We start from the raw sequence: 15,329 nt of genomic DNA on the forward strand, positions 1-15,329 counted from the left end.
GCGACGCCGGGAGGTGAACGGTGCAGGGGCGCAGGGCTGTTGAAGGGAAGTGCGGGGGAGTGACTGGCCAGGGGGTGCGGGGGAGTGGTGGCGGTGATTGCCCAGAGGCCGTGGGCCGGTGTGATGGGGACCGTCCAGAGGCCGTGGGCCGGAGTGATGGGGACCGTCCAGAGGCCGTGGGCCGGAGTGATGGGGACCGTCCAGAGGCCGTGGGCCGGAGTGATGGGGACCGTCCAGAGGCCGTGGGCCGGGGTGACTCCGACCGTCCAGGGAGCGCGGGTCGGCGCCGCGGCGACCGCCGAGCGTGGGGGCGGGGGACCGGGCGCGGCGTCGAGCGGCAGCGTTCCCGCACCGTGCCCTCCGCGTTCCGGGGCCCGCTCGGCGGAGCCCCCCGGTGGAATCCCGACGGAGGGTCGCCCGGTACCGCCCCCACCTAGCGTGACGGCGTCAAGGCGACGCGGACCAGCCGGTCCGGGCCAGCGGGTCCGGGGGCACCGCGTGGCGCGCAGCAGACGGCCGTGGGCGAGGTGGGACCGAGTGGGCGGCATCGCGGGATGGACCGACGGACAGCGTGATCTGACACGCGCGGACGCTGAGGTGACCGGGATGCTCACCGGCCTGCGGGTCCGGGCCCCACACGACGGCGGCACCTGGAGCGAGCCGCGTGCCGCGCTCGTCCAGCGCGGCGACCCCGTCCGGCGCGGGCCCGCCGCCCCGGCCACCGTCCGCGAGGACGGCCGGACCGTCGCGGTCGCCGTGTGCGACGGCCATCTGCGCAACGCCGCGGCCCTGTGGGACGCGCTCGGCGCCGGCCGCCACCCCGGTCCGCACCCGCCCTCCGCCTCGGAGGTGATCGCGCGGGCCTACCTGCGCTGGGGCACGGGACTGGCCGAACGGCTCGAAGGACTCTGCTCGTTCGCCGTCTGGGACACCCGGTCCGGTGACCTCGTGCTGGGCCGGGACCGGTTCGGCGTCCGTCCCCTGAGCTGGATCCGCACGCCCGGCGGCGTGGTCTTCGCCTCCGATGTCGCCGTCGTGACCGCGCACCCCATGGTCAGCCCCGAGGCCGACGCCGACGCCCTGTGCGCCCTGCTCACCCTGATGCGCGAGGACGGCCGCGGCGCCCTGAGCGGTGTCAACGAGGTCCCGCCCGCCACCGTGCTCCGCTTCACCCCGGACGGCGCGATCCGCGCCCGCGCCTACTGGTCCCTGGAGGCCCACGAACACGTCCTCGACGCGGACGCCACCGCCAAGGAGGCCGACCGGCTGCTGCGGGCCTCGGTCGCCGCGGACATCGAGGACGACGACACGGCCGTGCTTCTCTCCGGCGGGCTGGACTCCAGCGTGCTCGCCGGACTGGTCGCCACCGGGACCGGGCGCCGGCCGGTCACGGGCACCGTGTCCTTCGCCCGCACCACCTCCCGCATCCCCGACCGCCCCTTCATCGAGGACGTCGTCCGCTTCTGGGACTGCGACCACGAGGACGTCGTCGTCGACATCGACCATGTCCTCGACCCCGCGACCCGCGAAGAGGTGCTCGCCGCGAAGGACTACCCGACCCCCTGGGGCGACAAGAACGTCACCCCGTACCTGCTCAGCCGCTCCCTCGCCGTGCACTCCGCCGTCGGGCTCTCCGGCGAGGCCGCCGACACCATGTTCGGCGGCCTCTACGGCGACCTCGACGGCGTGCCCGAACTGACCACCTTCCCGTGGCTGGAACAGGCCCGCCGGTTCGGCGTCGCCCACGGCATCGGCACCGGTCTGTTCCACCCCGACCTGCTGCGCGTCCTCGACGTCGACGGATACCTGGAACGCGTGTTCCGCACCGCGCTCGATCGCGTCCCCGTCCTCCCGGACGACTCACCGGGCCGCCGCACCGTACGGCAGATCGACCATCTGACCGTCACCCGGCTGCTGGAACAGACGATGCTGCACACCGAACGCCTCGGTGCCGCCGCCGGGGTCCAGATGCGGTTCCCGTTCGCCGACCACGCGCTCTACACGTTCATGTACAACGTCCCGGTCGCGATGAAGTTCACCGGCGGACGCACCAAGAGCATTCTGCGCGACCTGGCCCGCGACCTCGTGCCGCCCTCCGTCCTGGAACGCCGGAAGTCCACCTTCCCCGCCCTCTACGACGACCGGTACAAGGCCTTCGTCACCCGCCGCCTGCGCGACCTGCTCGACGACCCGTCGGCACCCGTGCACGCCGTCACGGACCTCGACGCCGCCGCCCGGGTGGCCGACGACCCCCGACTCCTCGACCGGGGCGGGTGGTTCGGGCGCGCGGACGTGGAGATGCTCCTCCAACTCGACGCCTGGCTGCGCCGCCACCAGGTACGGCTGCGGATCTGACCCGGCCGCCCCTCCGCCGGCGAGGACGCCCCACGCGTCCGGCGCCACTCATCACGACACCACCACGCGTGGAACCCGGGAGACGACCTTCGATGAACACCACCCCGAACACCACCCCACACACCACCCCGCACAGCGTGCCCCTTTCCGTGGGGCAGGAGGCCATGAAGGTGGCCTGGCAGATCGATCCGCGGCAGTGGACCAACATCATCCCCGTCCCGCTCGCCGTCGACGGCGACCTCGATCCCGGCCGACTACGCCACGCGGTCGACCGCCTGGGCACGGCGTTCCCGCAGCTCAGGGGCCGTGTGACGGGCAGCCCCGGCAGCCACCGGCTGGACTGGGGCGACGCCCCGCCGATCCCCGTCACCGAGATCACCTCGCACCTCGCCCGCGACGAGGCCGTACGCCTGGCCTGGCAGACCCCGTTCGACCTGGGCGCCGGCCCGCTGGCCCGGGTCCAGCTCCTCACCGGCCCCGACTGGAAGGTCCTGCTGCTGACGCTCCACCACATCGTGGCCGACGGCGCGTCCGTGCTGCTCCTGCTGGAGGCCCTGCGCCGGGCGTACGCTGGGGAGCCGGTCGACGTGCCCGACGACCCCCGCGCCCTCCAGGCGCACGCCCTGCGCTCGGTCCGGCTCGCGGAGGACACCGACGGCGAACGCCACCGGGCCTACTGGGCCGCCGAGTTGGGCACCGGGATCACCCCTCTCACCCTCCCGGCCACCCCCGCCGACCCGCCCCGCCCCACCATGCTCAGCGACGTCCTGCCCGACGACCTGGTCTCCGGACTGCGCCACCGCGCCGAGACCTCCGGCGTCTCCTACGTCACCACCCTGATGGCGGGCTACTACGCCCTGCTGCGCCGTCACACCGGTACCTCGGACGTCCTGTCCTTCCTGCCCTTCCACGGCCGTACCCTGGAGGAGACCCGGCAGCAGGTCGGCTATTTCGTCAACCTGCTTCCGGTACGCGCCCGCGTGAGCGCGACCGACACCTACACCGACGTGATGCGCCGGCTCCGCGGACGGGTCAAGAGCGCCCTCGCCCACGGCGACCTGCCGCTGCCGACGATCATGCGCAGCGCCGGACTGGTGGGCCCGCAGGCCCGCGAACTGACCCACCGCAGCATCTTCCAGTACTGGCACGCGGGCCTGCGCGACGGCCTGGACGTCATGGACCTGCGGCTGGACGCGCCCGGCTCCCACGCGGTGCTCAGCCTTCAGGACATCGAGAGCACCGCCGGTTTCACCCTGGCCGTCATGGTCCGCGAGGACAGCGCCGGCACCCATGTGCTGTGGAAGGACCCCGTCGGAGCGCTGGGAGAGCCCCTGCTCAAGTCCCTGGCCACCGACTACCAGGACATCCTCTGGACCGTCGCCGACGACCCCGACACCCCTGTGGCCGAGATCCTCTCGAACCCGGCCTCCGGTGCCGTGTCCGGCACCGGCCCGGCGGACCCCGCACACACTGACGACGACGCCCTCGCCACCATGATCGGACTGTGGCAGGACGTCCTCGGCATCGACGACGTCCGGCCCCAGGACAGCTTCTTCGAACTGGGCGGCCACTCGCTCCTCGCCGAGAGCCTGATCATCGAGGTCTCCCGCCGGTTCGGCCGCGAGGTGGACCTGAGCGTCCTGTTCAGCCTGCCGCGCCTGGCGGAGTTCACCGAACACGTCGTCGGACCGCGCCCGTGAGCGACACCCGCGCCGCCCCCGACACCGGCGCCGCCCGCGGCACCGGCCTGTGGCGCCACCCGGCGCTGCGGGCCGTGCTCGCCGCGGAGTGCGTGTCGATGCTCGGCAGCTCGCTGAGCGTCGTCGCCGTGCCGTGGCTGATGCTCACCCGGACCGGATCGGCCGGTGCCATGGGCGTGGTGATGGCCGCTCAGATGGCCGGGACCACCCTGATCGGCACCCTGGGCGCCTCCTGGACCGGTCGCGCGGGACCCCGCCGCGTGATGCTCCTGGGCGATGCCTGCCGCGGGGTACTGATCGCGCTCGTCCCGCTCCTGGCCTCGGCGGGAACCCTCGCGGTGCCCCTGACCGCCGCGGCGATGTTCGTCTTCGGTGCCGTGATGGCGCCCTACTCCGCAGCTCAGCAGGCCACGCTCTCGGACGTCGTCGGCGAGGACGGGACACTCCTGAGCCGGGCCACCGCCGCGCTCCAGGGCGCCATGCGGCTCAGCATGATGCTCGGACCGCCCCTCGCCGGCGTCCTCGTCGCCCTGTTCGGCTCGGTCCCCGTGATCCTCGCCGACGCCGCCAGCTTCGCCCTGTCGCTGCTGGTGCTCCGCCGCTTCCTCCCCCCGGCCGTCCCGTCGCCGCCCCCTCCCTCGCGGCTGGGCACGGCGGGCGTACGCGCGCTGCTCGCCGATCCCCTCACCGCCACCTGGTCGCTCGCCCTCGTCTGTTCCGAGTTCGCCTGGCAGGGCCTGTTCGCGGCCCTGCCGGTCGTCGCCCTGGAGTTCGGCGAACGCGGGCCCACGGTCGCCGGAGCGCTGTCCGGTGCCTTCGGCGCCGCCGCCCTCACCGGAACCCTGCTCGTCGGCCCCCTGCTGCGGCGCCTGTCCGCACCGGTGCTCGCGGTCGGCGGCCGGGTGCTCCTCGCTCTCTGCTTCCTGGTCCTGCCGCTGCCGCTCGGGATCACCGCCGTGTTCGGCTGCCTGGTCCTCGCCGGACTCTTCAACGGCGTCTCCAGCGCGCCGGTCGCCGCGGTGCGCGCGCTGCGCCTGCCGGGCGCCGTCCGGCCCGAGGCGCTCACCGTGGCCACCGCCGTCGCCCTGGCCGGGGGCACCTGCGGACTGCTTGTCAGCAGCACGACGATCCGGGCGGAGGGAACCCGAACGCTCTTCGTCGTGCTGGCCCTGGCCCAGGTGACGGCGGCGTTCCTGCACCTCGCGGGCTTCGCCGCGGACCGCCGTTCCACCGGTGCGGGACCGCGGACGCGTGCTCCGGGCCCGGCGCCCGACCACGACGGCGCCGCCCCGATCGCGAACCCCGGGCCACCGCTTCCCGGGCAGGCGCCGGGCCGGACGGCGCTCGCGGCCCGTGACGGCGCACCGCCCGCGCAGCCCCGCGATTCCTGAGGAGTTCCGTTGACCGCCCGACCCGCCGAAGTCGCGACCGAATCCTCTGCCGAAGTCCCGGCCGAAGCGCTGACCGAAGTCGCGACCGAATCCTCTGCCGAAGTCCCGGCCGAAGCGCTGACCGAAGTCCCGACCGGCGCCCCCGCCGACGCCTCGCCCGACCTCTGGCGCGGCGTCCCGCACCGGATGAGCATCGGCCTGCGCCACCAGCTCCGTGACGACGGTTCCCTGCCGTCGGAGAACCTGACCTGCTTCCTCTTCGCGTTCCCCGGCGTCGACATCGACGTGCCCCGCCTCGAACGGGCGCTGGCGCGTGCCGTGGTCCTCAATCCCGCGCTCGCGCACCGCTACCGGGTCGACCCCGACCACGGACCCCAGTACCGCGAGACGGCCTGGCGTCCGCGGGTGGACCTCGTCGAGCCGGTCGCCGCCGACTGGGAGTCCACCCGGGCGACCGCCCGCCGTCTCGCGGACGCCGAGATGACCAGGCCCTTCGACCTGCGCGACGGGCGCCTGCTGCGGGTCACCCTGGTGCGGCACCCGGGCGGGGAGGGCTGCGTCCTGGTCGTCACGGCCGATCACACGGTCTGCGACGGGATCTCCTACGCCCGCTTCCTCGACGACCTGTCCGCCGCGTACCGCGACGGTGACACGACCGGAACCGACCGCGCCCGGCCCCGTGCCTCGCTGGCCCGGGTCGCCGCCGCCGAACGCCGTGCCCTGGCCGGCGCGGCCCGCGACGAACTCTGCGACGCGTGGCGCCGACGCCTGCCCGACGGCATCCCCGACATGGTGCTGGCCCGGCCCCTGTCCTGGACCGAGTGCACCCGGGAGGGCGAGCAGGCCGCCACCGTCCTCACCGGCGCCGCCTACGCACGACACGTCCGGCAGGCCGCCGAACTGTCGGTGTCCAGCTTCATGCTGGCCACCGCCAAGCTGCTGCACGCGATGCGCCCCAGTGTGCTGGGTCCCGGCCTCTCCTTCTTCTCCCCGCTGCCCGGACGCTTCGTGCCCGCCGCCCGGGACGTGCTCGGCAACTTCGTCAGCGTCCTGCCCGTCACGGTGCGGGAACCGCGGTCCGCCGACCTGACCGCCATGGCCGAGGCGGTCCGCGAGAGCGTGCTGTGGACCCTGCGCCACCAGGGCGTCCCCTTCGACGTGATCCGGGACGCGGTCGGCAACGGCGACGCCGGGAACGGGGAGTTCGCCTACCAACGCCGGTCGGTCTTCATCTCGGGCAACCCCGTCATGCGCCTGGAACTGGAAGGCGTGCGCGGGCAGTTGAGCGTCCCGACGCTGTCCGACGCCATGTTCGACCTCAGCCTGTGGATCTCGGACACCGGCGACGAACTCCGCTGCAGCGGCGTGTTCCGCAAGCGCCTCCTGGACCGTTCCCTCGTGGAGACCTGGCTCGCCGCCCTGGGCTGAGCCGGGATCAGGAGCCCACGCGGTGCGCTCCCGGTGGCCCGGTGCGGGAGGGCCGCGCCCCACGCCGTACCCATCGCTTTCCCTGCGTCCCGCGCACCGGGCGGTGGCCACGGAACGAACGGCAACGGAACGGGAATCGCCGGGTGCCAGGCTGCGATCAGTCGAACGGCCGCCGGAGCGAGGACCAGCCGCCCGGTCGCCGGCGACCCCCCTTCCCCGATCCCGTCCCTGACGGGCGTGCGCGAAAAACTGGAGGTCCACGGTATGTCGAAAGTCGATTCACGCCCGCCGCAGGGGCCGCTCGCCGAGGCTCTGCCGCGCTTCCTGCGGATCCTGGACGACCCGCTGTACACCTCCCTGGTCGACCTCCAGGACCTGGTGAACTACGAGACCGCCGCGTTCTGGCGGGCCCGGCAGGTCAAGGCGCTCCACCTCCCCGTCACCACCTCCTCCATCTCCTCGCCGATGGGCCTGGGCAGCGACTCGCTGCCGGTCCAGGTGGACCTCTTCGGCGTCCCCACCTACCTCGCCGACTCCATGCAGTTCCTCCTGGAGTACGGCTGCCGCATCGCCGACCAGGGCTGCTACTACCTCATGCCGAGCTTCCGCGGCGAGGAGACCGACGCCACCCACCTCAGCCAGTTCTTCCACAGCGAGGCCGAGATCCCCGGCGGCCTCGACGACGTGATCGCGGTGGCCGACGCCTACCTGCGCCACCTCACGGAGGCGGTCCTGCGAGAGCTGGAGGGCCCCGTCGCCCGGATCGCCGGCGGCGTCGAGCACCTCACCGACTTCCTCGCCAAGCCGGCCGCCCGGATCACCTTCGACGAGGCCGTGACCGCCCTCGACGGCGACCCGGAGTACTTCGAGTTCCACGACCAGTGGCGCACCATCACCAGGGCGGGGGAGCGCCGGCTCATGGAACTGCACGGTCCCGCCGTGTGGCTCACCCACTTCGACCACCTCTCCGTCCCCTTCTACCAGGCCACCGACGCCACCGGCGCCAAGGCCCTCAACGCCGACCTGCTCATCGGACCCGGTGAGGTCGTCGGCTGCGGCGAACGGCACACCGACGCCGCCCACGCCCTCGGCGCGCTCGCCGCACACGGCGTCTCGCCCGACGACTACGACTGGTACCTGCGGATGAAGCAGGAGAAGCCCCTGCACACCAGCGGCTTCGGCATGGGCGTGGAGCGCTTCTTCATGTGGGTCCTGCGCCATTCCGACGTACGCGACCTGCAGCTCCTGGAGCGCGCCAACGGCCTCCCCGCCACCCCCTGACCCCTCCGGCTCCACCTCTCGGCCCGGACATCTCCCACCCCTCTCACAAGGAGCACCTCATGAACCTCGGCGACCTGACCGCCCAGCAGATCCGCGCGATGAACTACAACGAGCTGATCTCCGTCGTGCGCGAGACCAACCGCCCGCCCGGCGGTGTGAAGACCATCTCCCACCTGGCCGTCGGAGCCCACCTCGACAAGGACAGCCACGTCCTGGAGATCGGCACCAGCACCGGCATCACCGCCATCGAGCTGGCCCGTCTGGTGGGCTGCCGGGTCACCGCCATCGACATCAACGAGCGCAGCATCGCCGAGGCCAGGCGCCGCGCCGAGAGCCTCGGCGTGGACCACCTGATCACCTTCGAGGTCAACGACGCCACCGCGACCGGCTACCCCGACGACACCTTCGACCTGGTCTTCTGCGGCAACGTCACCTCCCTCATCCCGGACCGCGCCAAGGCGCTCGCCGAGTACTCCCGGGTGGTCAAGCCGGGCGGGTTCATCGCCGCCATCCCGATGTACTACGTCAAGCAGCCCTCCGAGCAGCTGCTCGCCGACGTCACCGCCGCCATCCAGGTCACGGTGGAGCCCCTGGAGGAGTCCTACTGGCTGGACTTCTTCCTCGGTGACGGCCGCATCCCGTTCTCCCGCGAGCAGTACACCTTCGACTGGATCTCCGACGAGGTCGTGGAGTCCTTCATCCAGGACATCCTCGCCCGTCCGCACCTCGACGAGCTGAGCGCCGAGGCCCGGGAGGTCCTGGCCGAGCAGTACGCCGTCTACATGCGGCTCTTCCGCGACAACCTCGCCCAGATGGGCTACACCGAGCTCCTGGTGCGCTGCGAGGCGGACGAGCTCGGCGAGCCGGAGCTGTTCGACTCCAGCCCGGTCCTCCCGCGGCCCTGACCCCCGCCCCGCACCGGATCCCCCGGGCTCCGGTGCGGGCCCCGTCCCGAGAGAGGGCGTCGTCGTCCGTGAAGCTCCCCCCGATCGCCCATGTGGCGCCCCGGCGCCTCGGTGAGGCGGTGTCCCGCCTGGCCGACGCCCCGCAGGGCCAGGCCCTGCCGCTGGCGGGCGGCCAGAGCCTCGTCCCGCTGCTGGCGTCCCGGGACCGTACGCCCCGCCTGCTGGTGGACCTCCGCGACCTGGGGGAGCTGACCGGGGTCGGCGAGCACGACGGCTTCCTGCGGATCGGAGCCATGACCCGCCAGCACACCCTCGCCACCCACGCCCGCATCGGTGCCGCCGCCCCCCTGGTCGCCGAGGCCGCGGCCCGCACGGGCCACGCGTCCGTCCGGCACCGCGGCACCTTCGGGGGCACCCTCGCCCACGCGGCCCACCCCGCCCAGCTCGTCGTCGCCGCGTACGCCCTCGACGCGCGCCTCCTCGTCAGCGGTCCCGGCGGCGCGCGCACGACCGCTCTGCGGTCCCTCTTCGCCGGCCCGGGACTGCGGCACGACGAGATCCTCACCGCCGTCGAGCTGCCCCTGCGCGGGCCGGCCAGCGGCCACGCGTTCGGCCAGGTCGCCCATCCGGTCGGCGGCCGGCCGGTCGCCTCGGTCGCCGCGGTCGTCGACACCGCACCGGACGGCACCGTGCTGCGGGCCGAAGTCACCGTCGGCACCCGGGTCTCCCCGCCCACCGCGGTGGACGTCACCCACCGGCTCCGGGACGCCGGCGCCGCCGCCGCGGAGACCGTGCCCACCGGTCCGGGACAGCCGCAGCGGCAGGGACCTCCCACCGGACCTCCCGCCGCGTACTGCCGGCACGCCGCACGGGTCCTCGCGGACCGCGTGCTGACCCAGGCGATCACCAAGGCACGCCGTCCCGGCGCGGGCGCACCACCCGTACCGAGCGGCTCCGGCCACGACGCACCGCCCGTACCGACGCGGGAGACACCATGACCTGCACACCCGGCACCGCCCCCGAACCACCCCCGGGCGCGCCGCACCGGTGCGGGACCCTCGCCGACCACCTGCGCGACTGCCTCGGACGCAAATCCGTCCGGCTCGGCTGCGAGGACGGCGTCTGCGGCTCCTGCACGGTGCTCCTCGACGGCCGTACGGCCCGCGCCTGTACGGTCCTCGCCGCGCAGGCCGAGGGGCTGCCCGTCCGCACCGCCGAGGACCCGGGGGACCCGCTGATGCGGCACCTGCGCGAGGTGCTCTGGGCCGAACACGCCTTCCAGTGCGGATTCTGCGCCGCCGGATTCCTCATGGAGATCCACGCCCTGCTCACCGAGCACCCCGACCCCACCGAGGAACAGGTCCGGCACCGGCTCGCGGGCAACCTGTGCCGGTGCACCGGCTACGAGAGCATCGTCCGCGCCACCCTCACCGCGGCCCGCACCTGGACACCCGCTCCGCCGGGCGGCGCGCCCACGCCGTCCGTTCCCGCTGCGACCACCGACCCCGCCATCGGCACCAGCGCCCTGCGCGCCGAGGACCGCACCGTCCTCGACGGCCGCGCCCGCTTCATCGCCGACCTCGACCGTCCGGGCATCCTGCACGCGCGCTTCGTCCGCAGCACGCGCCCGCACGCCCGTATCACCGGTCTCGACATCGGGGCGGCCCGTACCGCGCCCGGGACGGTCGCCGTCCTCACCGCCGCCGACCTGCGCGGCAGCCTCAACCCGATCACCATCGCCTGCCCCCTGAAGGGCTACACCGCCCCCGACTTCACCCCGCTCGCCGAGGACCGCGTCCGCTTCGAGGGCGACCCCGTCGCCCTGGTCGTCGCCACCGGCCAGGCGGAGGCGGAGCACGCCGCCTCGCTCGTCGTCGTCGGCTACGACGACCTGCCGCCCGTCCTGGACGCGCGAGCCGGCGCCGACGGCGCGCACCAGCCCCTCTTCCCCGACCTGGACGGCAACGTCCTCTACACCGAGCACCGCGTCCACGGCGACGTGACCGGCGCCTTCGCGCGGGCCGCCCGCGTGGTGCGCCACCGGCTGAGCCAGGAGCGGGTGCAGAACGCGCCCCTCGAACCCCGGGGCGGCCTCGCCTCCTACGATCCCGGCAGCGGTCGGCTCACCTACGACGTGGCGTCCCAGTCGCCGACCTCCCACCGGCAGTACCTGTCCGACGTCCTCGGCCTGGACCTCGACCTGGTCAGGGTCCGCGTCCCCGCGAACATGGGCGGTTCCTTCGGCATCAAGGGCGGGGTGTTCCGCGAGGACATCGCCGTGTGCTGGGCGAGCCGTCACCTGGGCCGCCCCGTCCGCTGGATCGAGGACCGCCGCGAACACCTGATCGCCGCCGGACAGGCCCGGGGCGAGGAGATCGACGTCGAGGCGGCCCTGGGGGCCGACGGCGAACTGCTCGCCCTGCGCGCCGATCTCGTCGTCGACCAGGGCGCCTACCCCGTGCCCCCGGTCGCCAGCGCCGTCTTCGTCGCCATCGTCGGCTGCCTGATCCCGAACGCCTACCGCGTGCCCGCCTACGAGTTCACCGGCCGCCTCACCCTGACCAACCGCACCCCGTACGTCGCCTACCGCGGCCCCTGGGAGATGGCGACGTTCGCCGCCGAACGCACCATGGACCTGATCGCCCGCGCGGTGGGCGAAGAACCCGCCGACTACCGGCTGCGGCACCTCGCGCCGGTGGACGGCCCCGATCCGCGCATGATCACCGGCGCCCGGCTCACCGACGTCCCCGCACTCGGCTCGACCCTGCGGCGGGCCCGGCACGAGGCCGCCGTCGCGGAGTTCCGCACGCGGCAGGCGGCGGCCCGCGCGGAGGGGCGGCTGCTCGGACTGGGCGTCGCGACCCTGCTGGAACCCGCGCCCGGCCCGTGGAGTCTGCACGAGGCGATGGGCGCCCACATGGGTCCCGAACCCGTCCGGGTCCTCTTCGGCCCCGACGGCCGCGCGCAGATCAGGACCGGACAGATCCCGCACGGCCAGGGCCATGTCACCACGCTCGGGCAGATCGCCGCGACCATCCTGGGCCTGCCGCTGGACGCGGTCGACGTCGTGCACGGGGACACCGACCTCGTGCCCTACAGCCTGGCCGGGACCGGCGCGAGCCGGGCGGCGGCCCTCGCGGGCGGGGGGGTGCTGCGCGCCTCCCGCACCTTGCGGGCCAACCTTCTGACGGCCGTCGGGCGCCGCACCGGACTCGCCCCCCTGGACCTGGACGTCGTCGCCGGGAAGGTCGTCGACCGACGCGACGGCCGCACCGTGGGCACGGTCGCCGACCTGGCCGCCGCGTGCGTCGCCGCGGAAGGGGAACGGGCGCGGCTCGACGTGAGCGAGGTCTTCGACAGCGAGGAGACCGGCTGGGCGGAGGCCACCCACTGCTGCTGGGTCGAGGTGGACCCCGAACTGGGCACGGTCGCCGTCGACCGCTACCTCGTCGTCGCGGACAGCGGACGCATCATCAACCCGGCGATCGCGGACGGACAACTGCGCGGCGGCGCCGTGCAGGGCATCGGCACCGTGCTCCAGGAACGGTCGGGGTACGGACCCGACGGCGCCCAGCTCTCCCGCGACCTCACCGAGTACCTGCTGCCCACCACCCGCACCGCTCCGGCGATCGACGTCGTCCACCTGGAGTCCCGGCGGACCGGCGACGTGCCCTTCCGCGGCCTCGGTGAGGGCGGCGCGGTCCTGGCCCCCTCGGCCGTGGTGGGCGCCGTGGAGGACGCGCTCGCGCACCTCGGCGTCCGCCTCACCGAGCGCCATCTGCCGCCCTGGCGCGTCCTGGACCTGCTGGCGGCCCACCGGATCCCTACGCCCGTACCGGAGTACCGATGAGACTGAGCAGGATCCCGCACAGCGAACTGCTGGGCGCTCCTCTTCCCGATCCCGACGACACCGAGGCCGACCTCGCGCACCACCTCGGACTGGCCCGCTTCACCGACGCCGGATTCCCCTGGTTCGCCCCGATCGGCCAGCGCCTGGTCACCCACATCCGGCAGGTCGTCCGCAGAGAGATGGAACGCGCCGGGTACGCCGAGTTCCGCGGACCCGCCGTCCACCGCGTCGAGACCCTCGCGCCGGCCGGGTGGCTGGAGCGGTTCGGCGGCGAACTGATCGGCTTCAGCGCCCCGTTCGAGCAGTACACCCTCGCCGCCACCAGCGAGGAACCCCTGCTGAGCTGGATCGGCTCGGCGGGCCTCGCCTCCCACCGGCAGCTCCCCATGCGGCTGTTCGAGTTCCGGGAGATCTTCCGGTTCCGCGACCGGCCGCAGAGTATTTACAACTCCCGCCAGTTCCAGTGCTGTCTGTTCGCCAGCCTGGACACCGACCACACTGCGTACCTCGCCAGCGCGGCGCACGCCCAGCGCACCGTCCGCGCGGTCCTGGACCGCCTGCGGCTGCGCGCCGAACTGGTCCGCGACGAGGCCACCGGCGGCTTCGAGTTCATCTTCCCCTACGCCCGCGGCGACCGTCCCCGCAGCCGCACCATCCCCTACCACCGCGACGCCGCGCGCCCCAGGACCGCCGAGGACGACATCCCTCAGGGCGGAGTCGCCATGGGCTACGGCTACACCCACACCCCCGCCTTCGACGTCCGCTTCCGCGACGAGGACAACCAGGTGCGGACCCCGGTGATGGGCACCTACGGCATCGGCGTCCAACGCTGCGTGCTGGCCCTGCTGGAACAGCACCGCGTCGCCGAGGGCATCGCCCTGCCCGCCGCAGTGCGGCCCTTCGACGTCACGGTGACCGTCCAGGGCCGCGACCCCGGCACGACGGAAGCGGCCGAGCGGGTCTACCGGACCCTCCTCGACGCCGACGTCAGCGTCGTCCTCGACGACCGGCACGGCGCGTCCATGGGCAGCCGGATGCGCTTCGCCGACGCGGTGGGCGTGCCCTGGCGGGTGGTCGTGGGCCGCGACGCCGCCGGGAACGGGACCGTCCGCCTGCGCGGCGCGCGCGGCACGGGTGAACCGGAACGAACCCTGACCGTCGACGGCCTCCTCGACCACCTGGCCCTGCGCGGCCACGAGGAGTGGACCGCCGGCCCCGACCGCCGCGACGAGGAGATCGGAGCGACCGCATGACCACGACCACCGAACCGAGCACGGCCACCGAACCGAGCACGGCCACCGAACCGAGCACGGCCACCGAACCGAGCACGGCCACCGAACCGAGCACGACCCCGGCCGCGCCCGGCGGCGCCACGCCGGCGCGCTGGCCCGCCGCGCTGCCCGCGAACGCCACGCTGGGCGTGTGGGCCCCGAGTTCCCCGGCCCCGGTCCTCTTCCCGCGCCGCTTCGCCCGGGGCCTCGCCGCGCTGCGCCGACGCGGACACGCCGTCGTCGTCGGCGACTCCTGCCGGTCCGCACAGGGCCCGGGCACCCTGCCGCCGGCCGCGCTCGCCGAGGAGCTGCACACACTCCTGGAGGAGACCGACGGCGTGATCGCGGCCGTCGGAGGCTGGACGCTCACCCCCGTCCTCCCGTACCTGGACTTCGACCGCATCGGCCGCGCGGGCAAGCCGCTCGTCGGCTACAGCGACCTGACCTCCCTGGTCAACCTGGTGCCCCACCGGTCCGGACTGATCGCCTTCCACGGCCCCATGGTCGTCTCCGAATGGGGCGAGGCGGACGGCCCCTGGGAAGCCACCGAGACCGAGTTCGACCAGTTGCTCGGCGCGCGGCACCCCTGGACCGAGCGGACTGTGCCGACGGCGGGCGACTGGTCGGACGAGAACCTCTTCTGGGACCGTGAGGACGACCGCCGCCGCCACGGCAACAGCGGCGCCCAGCCGCCCCGCACCCTGCGGACGGGTACGGCCGAGGGGCCCCTGTGGGGAGGGTCCCTCCTGGTGCTCGGCCTGCTGCTCGGCACCTCCCTCTGGCCCGAACCCGCTCCCGGCTCGATCCTGTTCCTGGAGGCCGACGGGATGGCCCCGGACGAGTTCTGGGCGCGCCTGGAGCAGTTCCGCCTGGCCGGTGTCCTCGACCGGGCGGCCGGTGTGATCCTGAGCCGGATCAGCGGTCCGCGGCCGACGTCCTCCGGATTCGCCGGGCACGACGAGACCCTGCTGCGGATCCTGCCGGACGGCCTGCCCGTGGCCGCGGGCCTCCCGCTGGGCCACGCCGACCCGATGCTCACCCTCCCGGTCGGCGGCACGGCCCGCCTCGACTGCCAGGACCCCACCGCCGTACCCCGGTTGGGTCTGCTGCGCCCGCGGCCCGCCGGGTGACCACCCCCCGCGTCCACC

At 74.0% G+C, this 15,329-nt stretch carries 10 protein-coding genes; all 10 read left to right on the forward strand.

Annotated elements, in window-relative coordinates; translation table 11 throughout:
* Positions 1-537: 537 nt before the first annotated feature.
* Positions 538-2,355 (forward strand): asparagine synthetase B family protein, encoded by a 1,818-nt coding sequence (locus ACZ4UV_RS37450; RefSeq protein WP_467844165.1) that lies wholly within the window; start codon positions 538-540, stop codon positions 2,353-2,355.
* A 92-nt stretch (positions 2,356-2,447) separates the two neighbouring features.
* On the forward strand, positions 2,448-4,055 hold the full coding sequence (locus ACZ4UV_RS37455) for a condensation domain-containing protein (RefSeq protein WP_467844168.1): 1,608 nt from the start codon (positions 2,448-2,450) through the stop codon (positions 4,053-4,055).
* Positions 4,052-5,446 carry an MFS transporter gene (locus ACZ4UV_RS37460; RefSeq protein ID WP_467844171.1) on the forward strand — a complete coding sequence of 465 codons (1,395 nt, stop codon included), beginning with the start codon at positions 4,052-4,054 and terminating at the stop codon, positions 5,444-5,446. The genes ACZ4UV_RS37455 and ACZ4UV_RS37460 overlap by 4 nt, the downstream gene beginning before the upstream one ends.
* A 9-nt stretch (positions 5,447-5,455) precedes the next feature.
* Positions 5,456-6,874 carry a condensation domain-containing protein gene (locus tag ACZ4UV_RS37465; protein ID WP_467844174.1) on the forward strand — a complete coding sequence of 473 codons (1,419 nt, stop codon included), beginning with the start codon at positions 5,456-5,458 and terminating at the stop codon, positions 6,872-6,874.
* A 264-nt stretch (positions 6,875-7,138) separates the two neighbouring features.
* Positions 7,139-8,155: an amino acid--tRNA ligase-related protein gene (locus tag ACZ4UV_RS37470; protein ID WP_467844177.1), complete on the forward strand. Its 1,017-nt coding sequence runs from the start codon at positions 7,139-7,141 to the stop codon at positions 8,153-8,155.
* A gap of 59 nt (positions 8,156-8,214) precedes the next feature.
* On the forward strand, positions 8,215-9,060 hold the full coding sequence (locus tag ACZ4UV_RS37475) for a class I SAM-dependent methyltransferase (RefSeq protein WP_350790012.1): 846 nt from the start codon (positions 8,215-8,217) through the stop codon (positions 9,058-9,060).
* A gap of 68 nt (positions 9,061-9,128) precedes the next feature.
* On the forward strand, positions 9,129-10,058 hold the full coding sequence (locus ACZ4UV_RS37480; protein ID WP_467844180.1) for an FAD binding domain-containing protein: 930 nt from the start codon (positions 9,129-9,131) through the stop codon (positions 10,056-10,058).
* A complete protein-coding gene (locus tag ACZ4UV_RS37485) occupies positions 10,055-12,910 on the forward strand; it encodes a molybdopterin-dependent oxidoreductase (RefSeq protein WP_467844183.1) in 2,856 nt (951 codons plus the stop codon). The genes ACZ4UV_RS37480 and ACZ4UV_RS37485 overlap by 4 nt, the downstream gene beginning before the upstream one ends.
* The gene (locus ACZ4UV_RS37490) at positions 12,907-14,163 is read left to right on the forward strand and encodes a His/Gly/Thr/Pro-type tRNA ligase C-terminal domain-containing protein (RefSeq protein ID WP_467844185.1); all 1,257 of its coding nucleotides are present in this window, start codon (positions 12,907-12,909) and stop codon (positions 14,161-14,163) included. Before ACZ4UV_RS37485 ends, ACZ4UV_RS37490 begins: the two co-directional genes overlap by 4 nt.
* Positions 14,160-15,311, forward strand: a complete 1,152-nt coding sequence (locus ACZ4UV_RS37495; protein ID WP_467844187.1) for a S66 peptidase family protein — start codon at positions 14,160-14,162, stop codon at positions 15,309-15,311. Before ACZ4UV_RS37490 ends, ACZ4UV_RS37495 begins: the two co-directional genes overlap by 4 nt.
* The last annotated feature ends 18 nt before the right edge of the window (positions 15,312-15,329 follow it).

This window comes from Streptomyces sp. NPDC028289 (assembly GCF_055565975.1).

Coding starts and splice junctions, on each gene's coding strand:
- ACZ4UV_RS37495 (WP_467844187.1), top strand. CDS start 14,160: ATGACCACGACCACCGAACCGAGCACGGCCACCGAACCGAGCACGGCC.
- ACZ4UV_RS37455 (WP_467844168.1), top strand. CDS start 2,448: ATGAACACCACCCCGAACACCACCCCACACACCACCCCGCACAGCGTG.
- ACZ4UV_RS37485 (WP_467844183.1), top strand. CDS start 10,055: ATGACCTGCACACCCGGCACCGCCCCCGAACCACCCCCGGGCGCGCCG.
- ACZ4UV_RS37490 (WP_467844185.1), top strand. CDS start 12,907: ATGAGACTGAGCAGGATCCCGCACAGCGAACTGCTGGGCGCTCCTCTT.
- ACZ4UV_RS37470 (WP_467844177.1), top strand. CDS start 7,139: ATGTCGAAAGTCGATTCACGCCCGCCGCAGGGGCCGCTCGCCGAGGCT.
- ACZ4UV_RS37475 (WP_350790012.1), top strand. CDS start 8,215: ATGAACCTCGGCGACCTGACCGCCCAGCAGATCCGCGCGATGAACTAC.